Annotated in this window: 15 protein-coding genes; 5 read left to right on the forward strand and 10 right to left on the reverse strand. The window is 59.5% G+C overall.

Going from position 1 to position 16,620, the window contains the following annotated elements:
* Positions 1–36: 36 nt before the first annotated feature.
* On the forward strand, positions 37–441 hold the full coding sequence (locus tag LOC68_RS03100; RefSeq protein WP_230215676.1) for a hypothetical protein: 405 nt from the start codon (positions 37–39) through the stop codon (positions 439–441).
* 63 nt (positions 442–504) lie between these two features.
* Here the strand turns inward: LOC68_RS03100 and LOC68_RS03105 are convergent, their stop codons facing one another.
* From LOC68_RS03105 to LOC68_RS03125, 5 genes are all read right to left on the reverse strand, one after another.
* Complete coding sequence (locus LOC68_RS03105) at positions 505–1,599, reverse strand: CPBP family intramembrane glutamic endopeptidase (protein WP_230215677.1); 1,095 nt, start codon at positions 1,597–1,599, stop codon at positions 505–507.
* A gap of 7 nt (positions 1,600–1,606) precedes the next feature.
* Positions 1,607–2,221, reverse strand: a complete 615-nt coding sequence (gene pgsA / locus LOC68_RS03110) for a CDP-diacylglycerol--glycerol-3-phosphate 3-phosphatidyltransferase (RefSeq protein WP_230215679.1) — start codon at positions 2,219–2,221, stop codon at positions 1,607–1,609.
* A gap of 57 nt (positions 2,222–2,278) precedes the next feature.
* Positions 2,279–3,691 (reverse strand): 30S ribosomal protein S12 methylthiotransferase RimO, encoded by a 1,413-nt coding sequence (gene rimO / locus LOC68_RS03115; protein ID WP_230215681.1) that lies wholly within the window; start codon positions 3,689–3,691, stop codon positions 2,279–2,281.
* A 224-nt stretch (positions 3,692–3,915) separates the two neighbouring features.
* Entirely contained in the window at positions 3,916–4,698 is a 783-nt protein-coding gene (locus LOC68_RS03120; RefSeq protein ID WP_230215683.1) for a hypothetical protein, read from the reverse strand.
* 11 nt (positions 4,699–4,709) lie between these two features.
* The gene (locus LOC68_RS03125) at positions 4,710–5,414 is read right to left on the reverse strand and encodes a PTS sugar transporter subunit IIA (RefSeq protein ID WP_230215685.1); all 705 of its coding nucleotides are present in this window, start codon (positions 5,412–5,414) and stop codon (positions 4,710–4,712) included.
* Positions 5,415–5,695: 281 nt separating this feature from the next.
* On the opposite strand from LOC68_RS03125, the gene LOC68_RS03130 reads away from it, so the two are divergent.
* On the forward strand, positions 5,696–7,219 hold the full coding sequence (locus LOC68_RS03130; protein WP_230215687.1) for a UDP-N-acetylmuramoyl-L-alanyl-D-glutamate--2,6-diaminopimelate ligase: 1,524 nt from the start codon (positions 5,696–5,698) through the stop codon (positions 7,217–7,219).
* Positions 7,220–7,277: 58 nt separating this feature from the next.
* On the opposite strand, the gene LOC68_RS03135 is transcribed toward LOC68_RS03130, so the two are convergent.
* The gene (locus LOC68_RS03135) at positions 7,278–7,661 is read right to left on the reverse strand and encodes a DUF4345 family protein (protein WP_230215689.1); all 384 of its coding nucleotides are present in this window, start codon (positions 7,659–7,661) and stop codon (positions 7,278–7,280) included.
* Positions 7,662–8,020: 359 nt separating this feature from the next.
* On the opposite strand from LOC68_RS03135, the gene LOC68_RS03140 reads away from it, so the two are divergent.
* Positions 8,021–10,393 (forward strand): right-handed parallel beta-helix repeat-containing protein, encoded by a 2,373-nt coding sequence (locus LOC68_RS03140; RefSeq protein WP_230215691.1) that lies wholly within the window; start codon positions 8,021–8,023, stop codon positions 10,391–10,393.
* 20 nt (positions 10,394–10,413) lie between these two features.
* On the opposite strand, the gene LOC68_RS03145 is transcribed toward LOC68_RS03140, so the two are convergent.
* From LOC68_RS03145 to LOC68_RS03160, 4 genes are all read right to left on the reverse strand, one after another.
* Positions 10,414–10,950 (reverse strand): SMI1/KNR4 family protein, encoded by a 537-nt coding sequence (locus tag LOC68_RS03145; RefSeq protein ID WP_230215693.1) that lies wholly within the window; start codon positions 10,948–10,950, stop codon positions 10,414–10,416.
* A gap of 637 nt (positions 10,951–11,587) precedes the next feature.
* A complete protein-coding gene (locus LOC68_RS03150) occupies positions 11,588–11,917 on the reverse strand; it encodes a DMT family transporter (RefSeq protein ID WP_230215695.1) in 330 nt (109 codons plus the stop codon).
* Positions 11,918–11,941: 24 nt separating this feature from the next.
* The gene (locus tag LOC68_RS03155) at positions 11,942–13,279 is read right to left on the reverse strand and encodes a trypsin-like peptidase domain-containing protein (protein ID WP_230215697.1); all 1,338 of its coding nucleotides are present in this window, start codon (positions 13,277–13,279) and stop codon (positions 11,942–11,944) included.
* Between the two features lie 222 nt (positions 13,280–13,501).
* On the reverse strand, positions 13,502–14,056 hold the full coding sequence (locus LOC68_RS03160; protein ID WP_230215699.1) for a hypothetical protein: 555 nt from the start codon (positions 14,054–14,056) through the stop codon (positions 13,502–13,504).
* Positions 14,057–14,450: 394 nt separating this feature from the next.
* On the opposite strand from LOC68_RS03160, the gene LOC68_RS03165 reads away from it, so the two are divergent.
* Both LOC68_RS03165 and LOC68_RS03170 read left to right on the forward strand, forming a co-directional pair.
* A complete protein-coding gene (locus tag LOC68_RS03165; protein ID WP_230215701.1) occupies positions 14,451–15,650 on the forward strand; it encodes a vitamin K epoxide reductase family protein in 1,200 nt (399 codons plus the stop codon).
* Between the two features lie 78 nt (positions 15,651–15,728).
* On the forward strand, positions 15,729–16,556 hold the full coding sequence (locus tag LOC68_RS03170; protein WP_230215703.1) for a hypothetical protein: 828 nt from the start codon (positions 15,729–15,731) through the stop codon (positions 16,554–16,556).
* Positions 16,557–16,620: the final 64 nt, after the last annotated feature.

Here is a 16,620-nt window from a genome sequence, read left to right on the forward strand (position 1 = left end):
CTGCCAGTTCAAGTGCTTCCGGCAAGGAGGTCGGCGATGAATGGCGTTGCATTCGCGTTCGCGGCCATGATGGCCGCCGTATCGGCACAGCCGAGAGATCCTGCGGTGACTGATCGAGTCGACCTGGTCGAGATCAATCACTATTACGACGTGCAGGGAAGGCTCGTGTTCGATCAGGTGATTTTCTACGAATGGTCGTCGAAGAACGCTCGCTTCGACGTCGTCGCCTGGCGTCTTCTCAAAACGCCTGCCCAAGTTCCGACACGCGATTGGAAACGGGGCGGATACGTCACAAGTTGGCGCGATGGCGACGTGCTCCGCGAGGTCCGCTCTACCCAGCGTCGCGAGACCTGGACGCAGCATGACCCCGAACTGGTCGAGCGCGATTACTTACCGCGCGAGTTAAGGCGCGGGCTCAGCAGACAACTAGTCGAACGTTGATTGACCGGCGCCATGCTCTTCTCGCGTCTTCGCGAGAAGAGCATGGCGCCAACATGATTGGCGTTACTTGGCGACCAGGACCCCTGCGTCATCCCCGATGACGAAGACCTGAATCAAGAGCAGCGCCATCGACTGACCGTTCAACAGAAAGTGAACGACAACGCACGGAGTGAGCCTCCGCGTCCGTTGATAGAGATACCCTAGACCGAGCGCGAGAAAGAAGAGGGGAATCGGCGCGAGCCCTTGTCCCAGGTGCATCAGCGCAAACAGGGATGCGCTCATCAGGATCGGCCCGAACATCTGCAGCATGGTTCGCTCGATGTTCTCTTCCGTCGTTGCGACTTCGCTCGTCATCTCAAACGACGGCGGCGACGAGTAGGGATTCCCCATCGACGAAACGGGCACGGCTGCGACGATCGCTTCGTCCGTCTCCTGCAGCGGCGCAGCGAATTCTTCCGCCGAATCGGTCGCAGCGTTCAAAAAGCGAAAACGTCCCAGGAAGACGTTGGCGATCTTCAAACGCCCGTCGACCACATCTTGCAGCCAACCCTGGAAGAGCCCGCGAAACGCAAACTCTTCAAACAGCGGCGCGGCGATCACCGCGGCGGTCACCGACGCGAAGGCCATCGGGACGCTCTTATCTTTAATCAGCATGTCGATGAGCGGATGTTCGTAAGGTCGCAAATAGGCGAGTATCGCCTGCAGGATCAACGTCGGCACGACCAGCATCCCAAACGCGCCGAAGCCGAGCGCCAAGTCGCCGATAAAGCGTTCGCCCCGTTCGCCAAAGAACTGCAGCCCATAGCCGCGCAAGAAGATCAGTCCCGAGACCGCCAACACGGTCAATAGCTCAGCGCCGGCGAACGCCATGATCATCGCCGCTTGTTGGTTGGCCGTCAGCAGATCGGTATCGATCGGAAACTTGGCGCCGGTCGCGGCCAAGGCGAATCCCTGAAACGTCATCAGCAGAATGCCGACGATCACCACCGTCGCAAACAGATCGACCAAGCCCCAGCTGATCGTCTCTCCCGACTCTTGCTTCAGGATCGGCTGACCGCTCGACAGACGAAAGAACGCCCAGGTCCAGCCGGTGACGCAGACCGTCAGGAGCACTAGCATCAGGGCGAGCGCCCCCAACCCGAAAATTATCTGTCCCATGCGAGACTCACGTGCTAATCGCCTGATCGCGAATCATCCGCGCTGCAGCGAAGATGTAAATAACCCCAGAATGGACCGTCGACGCGACCGCCGCCCAAGCGGAAATAATCGTCGTCCATTGCAGCGCGGCGGCGTAAGGCCCATCCGCCGCAACTTGAAGATACGCCAAAAGGGTCATCGATGCGACCGCGGCGACGCATTGCAGCACCATCTTGATCTTGCCGGGCATGTTGGCCGAGAAATCGCCCCCATGTCCTTCGATAAAGCTGCGGAGGACGGTGACCAGCATCTCGCGTCCGACCACCACGACAGCCATCCAAGCGGCGATCTCTGATCCAGACAAAGTGGCCAGGTAGATGAACGTGCCGCAGATGATGATCTTGTCGACGAACGGATCAAAGACGCGGCCGACCTGGGTCACCTCGTTGTATTTGCGAGCCCAGTAGCCGTCCATCCAGTCGGTCGATGCGGCCAGAATAAAGACGACGTTCGCCGCGATGAACTGCTCTAGCGACAACAACACGAAAACGGCGATCGACAAAACGAACCGGATCATGGTGATCACGTTCGGCACGTTGACGATTTTCGTCGAGGCCGTCGGTTTGGCGTCTGCAGTAGTCATGTCGCTTTCGTCAGGATGGAGAGTTCGGCCGCGAGAAGCGTAACTATCGTCGCTCAATTAGCGAGGCGTATCAACCGCCGCGCCAATCAAGTCGTATTCGTGCGTCGCGACGATTTCGGTCGTCACGATCTGACCGGCCGCCAGTCCTTCGCCCGAGACGAAGACGACGCAGTCGACGTCCGGCGCGTCATGCTTGGTTCGCCCAATCCACGCGGTCGCTTGTCCCGGAACCTGCTGATCGATGATCACATCCATCTTGGTTCCGACCAGCGAATCGTTCCGGTCGAAGACCACGTCCTGCTGCACTTCCATCAAGCGGTCGCGACGCTCGGCGGCGACTTCTTCCGGAATCGCGTCAGGCAGCTTGACCGCCGGGGTGTCTTCTTCCCGCGAATAGGTGAAGACGCCGACCCGTTCAAACTTCTGCTCGGCGACGAACTCGGCCAGTTCATCAAATTGTTCGTCCGTTTCGCCGGGGAATCCAGTGATGAAGGTGGTCCGAATCGCCAGATCCGGCACCAGATCGCGCATCATCCCGATCGACTCTTCGGTCGAACTGCGGGTCACGCGGCGGGCCATCCGGCGGAGCATGTTGTCATTAATATGCTGCAGCGGCATGTCGACGTACGGGACAATTTTGTCGGCGTCGGCGATCGTCTTCATCAGGTACTCGTCGATGTACATCGGATAGAAGTACATCAAGCGGATCCAATCGAACCCCTTCACGTCGTTCAGTTGCTTCAGCAACTGCGCCAGACGGGGTTCGCCATACAGGTCCATACCGTAGTAGGTGGTGTCCTGGGCGACGACGATCAGCTCACGAACGCCGTCGGCCGCCAGCTCTTCCGCTTCGCGGATCACTTCTTCCATCGGCTTGGTCGCATGCTTGCCGCGCATCTTCGGAATTGCGCAGAACGTGCAAAGTCGATCGCAACCTTCCGAAATCTTCAGATAGGCGAAGTGCTTCGGCGTGATGCGGAGACGGTGACGATCTTCCAGCGCGCGAACCGGGGCAGGGCGGAAGATTTCGCGCTGCTCGTCCAGGTTCCCGACCAACCGATCGGCCACCTTGGTGATTTCGTCCCGCCCAAAGACGCCGACCACCTGGTCGATTTCGGGGCAGTCGATCAGCAGTTGTTCTTTTTGACGCTCAGCAAGACAGCCCGAGACGATCACGCCGCGGATCTTCCCCTGACGCTTTAGCTCCAGCATTTCATGAATCGCCGCGAACGATTCATTGCGGGCCGCTTCGATGAACCCGCACGTGTTGACCACCACAAAGTCGGCGCCGACCGGTTCCGGCACCAGCGAGTAGCCGTCAATCTGCAACAGTCCCAGCATCCGCTCGCTGTCGACCGTGTTCTTCGGACAGCCGAGGCTGATGAACGAGTAGGAGCCTTTCGCCTCGCCGGACGATTTGCACGAGGTAGCAGGCGAAGCGGATTGATTGAGGATCGGTAGTTGCGTCATCGGTAACTTTTGGTTGGCTTATTGATTCGGCGCCATCAACGGGTGCCACTGCTGGCTTGTCCAGCAGTGTGAACCTTGTACCCGCTCTCCACTGCTGGACAAGCCAGCAGTGCCACCCACGCTTTGCCCGTAATTTTCTGCACTCCCTCTAGCGAAGAGGAAGGGGCGCGCGGAAAACCTTTATCGTACTCTTCCCGGGGGAAAACGGCGAGAGGCGAAACCCGCTAAGATGCGGTATTCCCCGTCTCGGCGGCCGCCGAAATCGCCAGCTGAAGGTCGCGCAAACGGAACGGGCGCCCCAGAATCGCCGTAAAACCGACTTGGTCGGCCAATTGCTGGTCCTCCCAGCGGGGAAGTCCGATTCCCAGGATCCGGCTCTCGGCCGGATGATCGGCCAGAAACCGGGACGCATCGGCCGTCGCTGGCGATCCCCAATCGGTCGGCAAATAGATGACGGCCGCGATCTCCGCCGCCCGGATGTGCTCGCCTGGCGCCCGCCAAACGGCCGACATCCCGAGGCTTCGCACCGCATCGGCCCAATACTGAAAGTCGCTCTGGCGATTCGTCGCGATCACGACCAGTCCCGACAGGCTCTCCAGCTTCTCCAAATCCCGCACAATCGCCTCTTCCGGTGAAGCGGTCAGGGGAGGAAGTTCACCCGGCGAAGAGAGGAGGGCCCGCAAACGTCGGCTGGCCACGTTCCAGGGAATGGTCATCACGCCGGAGAGGGGCTGACCGGTTCGCAGCTCGCCGGCGGTCCAGAATCCGCTGATCGCCACGACCGTGGCTAGCGGGTAGCGACGTCGAACCGCCGCGACCTGCTTGGCGGTGAACTCCCCGATCCGGCTTTGCAGCAGCACGATCCACACAGGCGGCTCGCCAGGGATCGCCCCCGCCAGTTGGTCTGCCGAGGCAAAGGTGCACTCCCCCAGTTCGCGCAAGGTGGTCACGGCATCGGCAAATTCTTTCGCTTCCGCGTCACCGACGACCAACACCGACCGCTGCATGAGGTTCGCCCTTACAGATCTTCTTCGAACTCGGCGATCATCTCGATCGTCGCGATCGGATCGGCCGCGTCGCGCAGCTTCGTGTAGAAGGCGGAATCGCTGATGATGCGGCTCAAGCGAGCGAGCGTCCGCAAATGGCTCCGATCATCCACCGACGCGATCAAAAAGAAGACGTCAGTCAAAATGCCGCGGCTTCCACCAAACGGAACGCCTTGATAGGTCCGTCCCAAGCAAAGGAAACCTTCGCTGATAATGTCCGGCAAGGGACGTCGCGGGTGAAGCAGCGCGACGCCGTTATCGAGCGCCGTCGTATGCATATTTTCGCGAGCGAGAACCGCGTCGGCCATTTTCGCCGGATCCCACAACAGGCCTGCTTCCGCCGCCAGGTCGCAAAGTTCGACAATAATTTTTCGCGGCGACTTCCCCAAGAGCGGCGTTTTGATCGTTTCGGGACGCAACATTCCGGCGATCGAGACCGCTTCGTCGTTATCCGGGCCGCTCCGATCGAGGACGTTTTCGACCTGCAGCAGCTCCGCTTCGTCCGAGAGCCCAATCCGGTCTTCCAGCCAGTGGTGGATGTCCCCTTTGCTAAAACGCCACAAACCGCCAACCTTCCGGCCGGGAACGGTCCCGCGGTTGGCGAGTTTTTCCACTTGCTGCGGCGTCAGGTGAAGGTACGCGGCAAGTTGATCGATGTCGAAATCCTGATTGGCCATCTAACGGAACCCAGAACGTAGTTTGGGGGCGTCCCTCCAATCTATGCGACAACCCCCGTTCCTCCAAGGCGAGTCCGCTAGCAAAATGTTTGCCGGCAAAGCCGGGTTGACTCTTTAGCCGTTTTGGGAAACATTCTTGGGAAATCGAAACGGCCGCAAACTGATTTGCGAAATGATTCGCTTCTCAGAACATCTCGGCCGCGGCGACGTAGTTTCTGTTGGAACGGATTCCGATAGCACGTCCCATTCGATCAAAGTCGCAGAAGGCAAGGAGGCCGAGAATGACTTTGTCCACGCAGCCTACGTCCGCGGTATCGCTTCGCCGGTTGTTGCCTGACGCCAAAATTCTTGGCGCCGAGGACATCGTCGTCCGCTCTTGTGCGGCGAATTCCAAGCTTTGCCTCCCCGACGAACTCTTCGTCGCGATGGTCGGCGCCCACGAGGATGGGCACGATTACGTCGAAGAGGCGATCGCCAATGGAGCCTCAGCAATTCTCTCGGAACGAGCCTTGCCGACCAACGTCCCGGTCTGCATCGTCGAAAACAGCCACTCCGCCTACGCCAAAATCTGCCAGGCCTTGGCTGGCGACCCGTCGAAACGGATGCGGGTCATCGGCGTCACCGGCACCAACGGCAAAACGACCGTCTGCCGACTCATTCAATCGATCATGGAAACGGCCGGCGCCACCGTCGGCATGTCGTCGTCGCTCGGTTACGACAACGGCTACGATCGCCAACCGTGGGACTGCGACACTCCGAGCGCCGCCATTCTGGCCGACCTCCTTTCCCGCATGGAATACAACGGCTGCACCCACGCCGTGATCGAAGCTTCCAGCGAAGCGTTGTCGCGCGATCGTCTCGACGGGATCGAACTCGACGCCGTTGCGATTACCAACTTGCGCAACGATCATCTCGACGTCCACGGTTCTGTCGCCAACTATCACCGCGCCAAGAAAAAGATTCTCGGCCGTCTGCGTGAGACCGGTTTCGCCGTGGTCAATGCGGACGACGCAGCTTGCTCGAAACTGCTTTCGCAAATCGATACGCCGGCTCTGTCGGTCGCGCTGCATGGCGCCGCCGAAATCACCGCCAGCGTCGTCGAACGTCATAAGAGCGAACAAACCTTCCTGCTGTCGGCCGGCGACGAAACCGTTCCGGTCTGCACCCGGATGATCGGCGATCATCACGTCTACAACTGTCTGGTCGCTGCGGCGGTCGGGCTGGTCTATGGCGTCGACCTGAAGACGGTCGTTCGCGGCCTGGAACGAGTCGAATCGATCCCAGGCCGGATGCAGCGAATCGAATGTGGTCAGCCGTTCGGCGTCTTCGTCGATCAGGCCGACACACCGGACGCGCTGGCGATGGCGCTGAAGTCGCTCCGCCGCGTAACGCACGGCCGCGTGATCTGCGTTTTCGGCAGCGATGGTCATGACGATATGAGCAAACGCCCGCTGCTGGGACGCGTCGCTGAGCGAGGCGCCGATCTCTCGCTGATCACTAGCTCGGCGATTAGCGGTCGCGGTTCGCTCGAAGTGATTCACGACGTCCTCGACGGTTACGAACGTCCGGCCAAGGCCCACGTCATGCCCGATCGCACTGCCGCCATCGAATGGGCGCTCAGCGAAGCCCAAACCGGAGACACCGTCCTGATCGCCGGCCGCGGAGCTCCGAACCTGCAATCGCTCCGCGAAGAAGAGCTGCCGCTCGACGACGTCGCGATCGCACAAACCTGGCTCTACCGCGAACAACCAGAAGCCGAAGTGGAAGACGACGGCCCGGTGCTGCTGAAGTTCCCCCGCGGCTAAAGTTCATTAGTAGCCCGAAGCGCAAGCGAGGGAAATACGGCCGCAATCGTTGAGTTGGCTAACGCTTCCAAAAGAACAACACGGCGGAGGTCAGAAAAATCACCCACTCCGCCGCGGCGACGTTATAAGTCGTCGACGACATACCACTGAACGAAAAAAACCCAATCGTCCGAAACAGGACCAGACACGCGTGCACCATCAAGCACGCCGCCAGCGGGAATTCAAAGTCCCCGCTCCGATAAAGGGGCCACAGGAACAACAGGCCCAGCCCCACCTCTAGCCCACCGTAGACCGTCAAGAATTCCGACTGTCCAGAGCCCGGCTGCAGCGTGAAGCCGACGACCGCGGACGTCTTCTGCGGCGCAACAGCGCACCAGATTCCCAGTCCCACGTAGAGGCAGCCCACGAGCGCCAAAAACACGCGCGCGATTATCGTCACCATCGCTTTTCGTCCTCCACGAACTTTTCCATCCGTCGATTCTCGACGTCATCGCGGATTGTAGACGGCTCCTAGAAAATGACGACTTCGCTGCTCTTGCGCGAATCCGCGGGGCGGCGGACCCGCCGTTGATTTTCCGCCGATTACGGGCGTTTTCGCCCCTCGCGGCGAACCACCGTTGCCCGGTCTGCGCATTTGTTCGCGCGATACAAATTCGCATTTTGCAGGCATTAAGCTTACAACTTCCCACTACAGCTCCTCGCAAATAGGCTGGGGCTTCCAACTCCGGCAGCTTTCGAAAGCGTAAAACCGCCTGCCTGGCGCCTGCGTTCCATCCCGCCTGAATTTCCGAAGACATCGCTATGCGCTCGCTTCCCTCTTTCGTTCTCTCCCTGTTCCTGCTGTCGATCGCTTCTACGCAATGCCTCGCTGCAGAGCTGTTCGTCAGCCCAAGCGGCGACGATGCGCAGCCCGGCACGAAAGAGAAACCGCTGCGAACGCTCGCGGCCGCGCAAACTGCCGTTCGCAAATTAAAAACCGATCAGGCAGTGACGGTCACCATTCGCGGCGGCCGCTATGAACTGGCCAAGCCGCTGATCTTTACGCCGGAGGACAACGGTACGAAGAATCATCCGATCCTCTGGCAAGCGGCAGCCGGAGAAGAGGTCGTCCTTAGCGGCGGGCAAACGCTGCAGCTCACTTGGCAGGCATATCGCAACGGCATTTTCTCCGCGGCGCTACCGGAAGGCGTCACGGTTGATCAGCTCTTCCTCAACGGCGAGCGGCTTACGCTGGCCCGTTATCCCAATTTTGATCCCCACGTTTCGATCTTCAACGGCTACGCCGCCGACGCGATCGATCCGCAGCGGATCGCTCACTGGTCCGATCCGACGACCGGGATCTTTCACGCGATGCACCCCGGCAAATGGGGCGGCTTCAGCTATTGGATCAAAGGAAAGAAGGGAGACGGCACGCTTGAGCTTGAGGGAGGCTGGCAAGGCAACCGCCCCGGCGATCCGCACAAGCAGTTTCGCTTTATCGAGAACATCTTCGAAGAACTCGACGCCCCCGGCGAATGGTTCGCCGATAAGAAAACGCGTACGCTTTACGTCTATCCGCCTCAAGGCGTCGATCTCTCCACAGCCGTCGTGCAAGCCGTTTCGCTCCGCAGTTTGATCGAACTTCGCGGCAGCCTCGCTACGCCGGTCGAGTGGATCACGTTCCGCGGACTAACTTTCACGCAGACGGCTCGCACCTTCATGGAGACCCGCGAGCCGCTGCTCCGTACCGACTGGACCATCTATCGCGGCGGCGCCCTGTTGCTCGACGGAACCGAAGACTGCCAGGTCGACGATTGCGACTTCGACCAGGTCGGCGGCAACGCCATCTTCGTCAACAACTACAACCGCCGCGTAACCGTCCAGAACTGTCGGATCGAACGTTCCGGCGCCGGCGGCGTCACCTTCGTCGGCGATCCCGCGGCGGTCCGCAGCCCGCTCTTCCGCTACGAAGAACGCCAGCCGCTCGCCGAAATCGATCTGACGCCCGGCCCCAAAACCGAAAACTATCCGGCCGATTGCCTGGTCGAAGATTGTCTCATTACGCAAGTCGGACGATTTGAAAAACAATCGACCGGCGTCGGCATCGATATGGCCGCGCGGATCACCGTTCGCCACTGCAGCATCTACGACGTTCCCCGCGCCGGAATTAACATCGGCGACGGCTGTTGGGGCGGGCACCTGGTCGAATTCTGCGATGTGTTCGACACGGTGCTCGAAACCGGCGACCATGGCGCGTTCAACTCGTGGGGACGCGATCGTTTTTGGCTTTCCAATGCCAAAGAAGTGAACGCCCGCGTCGCCGCCCATCCCGAACTTCCGCTCTTGGATGTCGTCGAGCCGATCGTCCTCCGCAACAATCGCTGGCGGTGCGACCATGGCTGGGACATCGACCTGGACGACGGTTCGAGCAATTACCACATCTACAACAACCTTTGCCTCAGCGGCGGCATCAAGAATCGCGAAGGGTATCGCCGGACCGTTGAAAACAACATCGCCGTAGGCAATGGCTTTCACCCGCACGTCTGGTACGCCAACAGCCACGATCGTTTCGAGCGGAACATCGTCTTCCGAAAACATGCGCCGATCGGCATGCCGGCCGCTTGGGGCGATTCGATCGATCGCAATCTGCTTCACAGCGAAGCGGCGAAATCTCCGGAACCCGCCAAAGTGCTGCAGGCCTCCTCGAAACAAGACGCCGACTCCATTTCGGCCAACGCCCTGTTCGTCGATCCGGCCCACGGCGACTTCACGGTCCAGTCCGACTCGCCGGCCCTGAAGCTCGGCTTCCAGAACTTCCCGATGAACCAGTTCGGCGTTCGCACCGCTAAGTTGAAGGCCCTCGCCCGAACCCCTTCGTTTTCCAGCGGCAAAGAGGAAAAGTCGAAACGGGATCAACGACGCAGCAAGTGGCAAGACCTGACCGTTCGAAACGTCATCGGACTCGGCGATCAATCGGCGTTCGGCCTCCCCAGCGAAGCCGGCATGATCGTCGTCGCCGCGCCGGCCAACAGCGCCCTCGCCAAAGCCGGCGTTCAAGTTGGGGACGTCATCATTGAGTGCGACGGCAAGGAGATCGCGGAGATCGCCAAGCTGCCGAAATCGATCACCAGCATGAAGACCATCACAATCTGGCGCAATCAACAGGCAGTCGTTTTGCAGCTCGCAGGCGCATAGCGCGTCCCGGGAAAACTTCCTCATTCAGGCAATCGTTGGAGCTTCCCTAATAACTCGTCAAACGAATCGGTCGCCAGGTAACAATTTTCGTAACCCCACGGACGTTCCGGCAGTTCGTCTTCGTCGCGGAGGCGAAAGAACTCGATGATCGAAGGATCAAGGTGCGGAAGCGCTTTAATGTCCCTCTCGCTCCAATAAAACCGCATATTGCAATCAAAAGCGTAGCACTTGCCATGATCAAGGCCGGCGATCGAGATGCAGGTCGACTGCCCCAGATGCCCTTCGCCGATGCAGAGTAGATTCCAGGGAATCGTCTCCGAATAGATCGTCGTCTCCATATCCCGAGTGCCGGCGATTTGTACGATGTTCCCATGTCCAAACGGCGTCGGCATCTGGCACTCATAGATGCAGTCGTCCAGATAGCCGCCCCCATGCAGCAGCAAGTGACGGCGGAACTGACTCGGCAGCGGCACTCCCAAGAGCGACTCCAGGTGCGAAATCGACTCCTCGGTTTCGATGCCCGTTGATTTGAATCCAAGCTCGGCCAGATCTCGCATTCGCTGCTCGCTTCACGTTCTCGCTGTTTATCCAACGTCGATGCTCCGGCCATCAGAACGGACGGCGCTAACCCCCGTCAAGACGCGCGGAGAAGTCTTCGACGATTGGAAGAAATCGCCGATTTCTCCCTCGCAGTCCGTACGATCGACGGCGACGTTTCGCGCCGCCTTTGTCTCTTGACAAAGCGCACGGATTCGTGGTCGAGTGCGCGATGGCGAAGATCTCGGCGACGGCAAGCGCCGGCGCCTCCTCCGTCATCGCCTAGGATTTAGGACCCGGGGTCCCATTTTGCGGACCTCGCCAAGCAGTCCGGTCCCAAAAAGAGGTCCCAATTCGCTAAATCGCGTGACCGGTTCAGCGAGATGACTTGAATGACTTCGCTTGGAAGCGCAATTGTCCCAAGTAGTTGCGTCAACAGCCTGCTGGATCGTCCCGACAATCGAACAACGCCAGCTTCCCAATGTTGGTCCGAATAAAAAAACGAAGAGGGTCCGGTCCTATTTTTAGAGCGGACCATTCGCCGGCAGGACCAGAGATCCGAATTAGACATTCGTCATTTTGACCCGCGGCCGCATTCCCTTGCTTGCGCTGCGGGCTAGTAAAGAGAGAGATGACGACCGGCGGGTGCAAGCCGTCCTAGTGCTTCGTCCCGCACATGTTCAGGCCGACGACGCCGAAGATGATCATCAGGATGCTGGCCAGTTTGATCGGCGAGAAGGTCTCGCGGAAGAAGCACATGCCGATCACCGCGATCAGGGCGGTGCCGACGCCCGACCAGACGGCGTACGCGTGGCTGACGTCGATCTTGTTCAGTGCGAAGGTGAGCGACGTGAACGACCCGGCGTAAAAGAAGAATAGCAGCAGCGACGGCAGCGGCCGGGTGAACCCTTCCGACAACTTCATCGACGTGGTGCCGGCGACTTCCAACAGGATGGCGCCGGCCAGAAAGACCCAAGGTTGCATCATTTCATGTCCCTCGGGTCACCCATACTAGCGAACGCGATAGTTGGCCACCGCGATGTCGCCGTAGAAGGTTTCGTTGTCGCGAAGAATGTAGAACTTGATCGGTCGCTTCTGAGCGATGACGTCGCTCTTCAGGATGTACTCCAGGTTGTCGACCGAGATCGTTTCCCATTCGTGCATGCCGACCAGCACGTCGCCGACGCGAATCTGCTGGCGAGCGGCCGGGCTGTAAGCCTTGACCGCGGTGATGCGAAGGCCGCCGCGATAACGCGAGTTGTTGGCTCGGAATTCGTTCGACGGAACGGACTGCACGCGGATGCCGAGCAGTTCCCAGGCGGCGTCGACATAGTTGCCGCCGGCGCCTTGGCCTTGCAGCACCAGCGACATCGACTTTTCGTCTCCTTCGCCTCGCGACACCTTGAACGAGACCTCTTCGCCCGTTTCGCGATCGAGCAGGGCCCGTTCGACGTCGAGCATGCGGCAGACTTCCAGGTCGTCGATCGCGGTGATGACGTCGCCGGTCTGAATGCCGCAGAGCGAAGCGGGGCTGTTCGGCTCAACCGACTTCACATGGAAGCTGGCGACGCCGTTGACGAATTTGGTTTCGCCGACGATGCCGTGCCAGTGAGCGTCGAGACGCTGAATCGACATCAGCTGCGACGCGACTTCCATCACGGTGTCGGCCGGAATCGCAAAGCCGATCCCCTGGGCACCGACGCGAACGGCGACGTTGATGCCGATCATTTCGCCGTCGATGTTCAGCAGCGGGCCGCCGCTGTTGCCCGGGTTGATGCTGGCGTCAGTCTGGATCAGGTCGTAGTACTTCTGCGTATCGCTAACCTGGACGGTGCGGTGCAGGGCGCTGATGATGCCGCGGGTAACCGAGTTTTCGTAACCGTAGGCGTTGCCGACGGCGATGACGGTTTCGCCCGGCATCAGGTCGGACGAGGTGCCGGTGGTGACGACCGGCAGGGCCTTTTCGGCGTCGATCTTGATCAGCGCCAGGTCGGTCTTTTCGTCGAAGGCGATCAGCTGGGCGACGTAGGTGGTTCCGTCATTCAGCGTGACCTGAATGCGGCGAACTCCTTCAACCACGTGCTGGTTGGTGATGATGTAGCCACGTTCATCGACGATTACGCCGGTGCCCATGCCGTTCACTTGCCGGGGAGCGTCGCCAATCGCGCTGGCGGTAGAGATCGTTTTATGACCGTGAATGTTCACGATCGACTCTTTCACCCCTTGAACCGCTTTGACGATCGGCGTCATGCGGAGTTCCGTCCCGACCGCATTGCGAACGGTCATGCCGGACGCGACGCAAACGAGAACGAACAAGGTCAAGAGATGACGCGAGGCAGGGTGACGCATAGGGGTCTCGTCGTTCCGTGAGTCGAGTCGAGGTCGGCTTTCCATCGCCCTGCCGGCGCAAAGGTGCAGGCAATTAGGCGTGAAACTTTCATCGGAACAGGGGGACTGCACGCTTGATCGATCGACCTTCAGCCCGCAGACTCAACCCAACTTGACAACGCAATCGCTAGCATCGCGCGCAGGAAGTGCGCAGCAGCGCAAAACTTGAGGATTAGCTGGAGCTTACGTCGACGGCTTCGTACGCCAGGTTCCCTGGATCGTACGGAATTCTTCCGGCTGATCGAGTTCGACGTCAAGCAGCAACGGCTGCGGTAGAGGAGCGATTATCGGCTTCGCCGGAATGGTCGGCCGCGGTAACGGCAGCGGCGCCGTTTGTTCGATCGGCTCGGTATGCGGCAGCGTCTCGGCAGGAACCGATTCGACAGGAATCGGTTTCAGCGGCGGGGTCGGCTGCAGCAAGATGGGGCCCGGAGGGACTTCCGCCAAGACCGGTACGCGGATCAACTGCGGCGGCGAGTACTCAACCCGCGGCGCGAAGGCGGGGCGAGTTGGCACTGGATGGAATTTCGGTCGCGGCGGAATCATCGGCTGATCGTAAGCGATCAACTGATTCTCTTCGCCATGTGCTTCAGCGTCATGGTGGTGACCATGAGCAGCGGTCTGGCAAGTCGTGTCGCAAGTCGGCAGCGCCATCGAGTCGTGATATCGCACGCCGAAGCAGCCAACGGCTTGCGTTGCAACGAATACGATTCCGAGATGGCGCCAGCTTGCCTTCATTGTTCCCATCCACAAGGCGCAATGTTACCTGGCGTTATTCATCGTCGCGGCGATAGCGTTAACTTCGCCGAAATCGGCAAAGTCGGCCTATTTTTCCAGCAACTTGTTCAGGGCGACGCCCCTTCCCGAGGCAGAAGCCAGCACGGCTAGCGGTCCGCAGCTTTCAGAACCCAGTCAAATCCGCCGCCGACGTTGGTCGGCTCGAACCGTTAAAAACGATCGCCAGCCAACGCCAAAAGCAGGCTTTTCGACGCTATTCCCCTCCCAAAAGGCGGGAATTCACGGCGATTCGCCCCGGTTTTCCCGCCCGGCCTATCGTCTCGCAGGAAATGGGATAGGGCGGCAACTACAATGGAGCGGAGCATTTTCCTGAGTCTTCACCCCTGATCTAGCTATGCTTCGTTCCGCTTTGTTGGCCGTCTTGATCGTCGGCCTTGGGCTGTGCGGCTATTTGACGTACGCCAGCCTGACCGCTTCGCCTGTCGCTGGTTGCGGCTTCAACTCTTCGTGCCATGACGTGCTCAATAGCGAATGGTCGAAATGGTTCACGCTGCCGGTCAGCGTCGTCGGCTTTGCGGTCTACGCGTCAGCGCTCGGCATCCTGGCGTTCACGTTCTTTTCGATTCCGGACGAGAGCAAACGTCAGGGTGAGCAGTTCGTCGTTGTACTGATGACGCTCGCGGCGGTCTCGGCCGTTTGGTTTATTGGCATTCAAGCTGGCGTGTTGGGGAAGTACTGCCCGTTTTGCATGGGTGCCCACGCTTGCTCGCTCATTGGGGCGGGACTGGCCTGGGCCGCATTTCCGCCGGGAGTTCGCCAGGCGACGTCGGCCGGCGTCGTCAGCTTCCTCGGTCTGGTGATGCTGATCTTTGGTCAGGTCGCGATGCCGGAACCAGATGGTCCTCGCAATGCGACCGTCCAGCAGAAGCAAGTCGCCGAGGTGGAACTTCGTTTGAAGTCCCCCGATGAAGATCGGATCGAAAAGTCGCGTAAGGTGTTGTTCGCCGGCGGCGCCGTCGAAGTCGACACGTACGCCTGGCCGATCATCGGCGATCCAGAGGCGGAGTTCGTCGTGATCGACGTGATGGACTACACCTGCGAGTATTGCCGCGACGCGAGTCATTTTCTCGATCAGGCCCGCCAACAATACGACGGCAAGCTCGCCGTGATCGTGATGCCGCTTCCCCTTTCGGATAACTGCAACGCCTACGTCCCGGAAACGTTGCCGGAACATGAAAGCGCCTGCCAACTCGCCTACCTGGCGATCAATCTCTGGCGAATGAAGCCGGAAGAATACGAAGCGTTCCATCACTGGCTCTTCGAAGGAGAAGACTTTAAGAACCAAGAGGAGGCGCTCGCTTACCTGGACGAGAGGTTTGGCAAAGAGTTCGTCGACGAGTTGATCAACGACAATGCGCCGGCCGGCTACATCAACGAGGCGCTCCGCCTGGCCGATCCCGAGCGTGAGAATCAACTCTTCGGCCTGATGCCGGCGATCGTCGGCAAGACGCAGATTTCGGAAGGGGCTTTCTCGAAGCTGGACGAAATCATGCAGCCGTTTGAGTTCGACTTTGGGCCGCCGGCGAAGAAATAAGGCCCGCGTCTGGCCGCCAAATTGCGTTACAATGCCGGGGCAAGACTCGATTAGGGAATCTGGCGCCGGGAACGCAACATGGCCAAACGCATCCTCTCGATCATCGGACTGATCTTCGGAACGATCGGCGTGATCGCCTGCACGGTGGTGATCTTTTACATCTGGAGCGTTAGCTTCCGTCTGGCCGACGCGACCGTCACGCTGTTCGACGTTGGCGACAAGATGCTGCACGGAGCAGGGGAGCGCGTCGAGCAAATTGACAGTCGCGTCCAATCGCTGAAGATCACGACCAACGAGATCGAACAAACCGCCAAGAATTGGGTGAAGAAGGAAGCTGCCGAAGCAGTGGGGTCGAAGCTTCACGTCCAGGAGAAAGCGGAAGCGCTACTTGTCGAACTGGATAAGGCGGAAAAATGGCTCGAGATCACCGAACAGTCGGCGCTCGTCATGCAACACGGGATCGACGTTACCCAATCGTTGGGACTGAACGTCGACGTCGAGCCTGCCCAAAAGTTGATGACCGAAATCGACGGAATCCAAACGCAACTCGACGAAGGGCTTGAGATCGCGAGAAACATCAGCCAGCGAGTTGCGGAGCTTGGGGATGAGAAACTGGAAACGAACGCAACGGAGCAAATCGCCAAACTTGCCCTGCGAGTCACGGCAACCTTGGGCCTGATCGACGGCCGCATCGAACAAATCAAAGGAGCGCTTCAGAAACTCGAAGTGGCCCTTTATCACTACGAAAAAGAAGTGCTGATGTGGGTAAACCTAACGGCATGGGGCCTGACCTTTCTCTTCGTCTGGCTCGGCGCGGGACAAGGCGCATTGTGCTACCTCGGCTGGCGCGGCTTTCATTCTCACAAGCCAACTGCCGACGACAGTCAAGCCGCTAGCACTCCCTGATTCTTCACGATGCGACTAGTATTAAGGTCTTTGACAAGCGCCGCATAAGGACTTCCTTTCGCTA

The organism is Blastopirellula sediminis (assembly GCF_020966755.1).
GTDB classification, from domain to species: Bacteria; Planctomycetota; Planctomycetia; order Pirellulales; family Pirellulaceae; genus Blastopirellula; species Blastopirellula sediminis.

Bases quoted from the DNA above. Each gene is read 5' to 3' on its own strand.
- LOC68_RS03100 (WP_230215676.1), top strand. From the start codon at position 37: ATGAATGGCGTTGCATTCGCGTTCGCGGCCATGATGGCCGCCGTATCG.
- LOC68_RS03105 (WP_230215677.1), bottom strand. From the start codon at position 1,599: ATGGGACAGATAATTTTCGGGTTGGGGGCGCTCGCCCTGATGCTAGTG.
- pgsA (WP_230215679.1), bottom strand. From the start codon at position 2,221: ATGACTACTGCAGACGCCAAACCGACGGCCTCGACGAAAATCGTCAAC.
- rimO (WP_230215681.1), bottom strand. From the start codon at position 3,691: ATGACGCAACTACCGATCCTCAATCAATCCGCTTCGCCTGCTACCTCG.
- LOC68_RS03120 (WP_230215683.1), bottom strand. From the start codon at position 4,698: ATGCAGCGGTCGGTGTTGGTCGTCGGTGACGCGGAAGCGAAAGAATTT.
- LOC68_RS03125 (WP_230215685.1), bottom strand. From the start codon at position 5,414: ATGGCCAATCAGGATTTCGACATCGATCAACTTGCCGCGTACCTTCAC.
- LOC68_RS03130 (WP_230215687.1), top strand. From the start codon at position 5,696: ATGACTTTGTCCACGCAGCCTACGTCCGCGGTATCGCTTCGCCGGTTG.
- LOC68_RS03135 (WP_230215689.1), bottom strand. From the start codon at position 7,661: ATGGTGACGATAATCGCGCGCGTGTTTTTGGCGCTCGTGGGCTGCCTC.
- LOC68_RS03140 (WP_230215691.1), top strand. From the start codon at position 8,021: ATGCGCTCGCTTCCCTCTTTCGTTCTCTCCCTGTTCCTGCTGTCGATC.
- LOC68_RS03145 (WP_230215693.1), bottom strand. From the start codon at position 10,950: ATGCGAGATCTGGCCGAGCTTGGATTCAAATCAACGGGCATCGAAACC.
- LOC68_RS03150 (WP_230215695.1), bottom strand. From the start codon at position 11,917: ATGATGCAACCTTGGGTCTTTCTGGCCGGCGCCATCCTGTTGGAAGTC.
- LOC68_RS03155 (WP_230215697.1), bottom strand. From the start codon at position 13,279: ATGCGTCACCCTGCCTCGCGTCATCTCTTGACCTTGTTCGTTCTCGTT.
- LOC68_RS03160 (WP_230215699.1), bottom strand. From the start codon at position 14,056: ATGAAGGCAAGCTGGCGCCATCTCGGAATCGTATTCGTTGCAACGCAA.
- LOC68_RS03165 (WP_230215701.1), top strand. From the start codon at position 14,451: ATGCTTCGTTCCGCTTTGTTGGCCGTCTTGATCGTCGGCCTTGGGCTG.
- LOC68_RS03170 (WP_230215703.1), top strand. From the start codon at position 15,729: ATGGCCAAACGCATCCTCTCGATCATCGGACTGATCTTCGGAACGATC.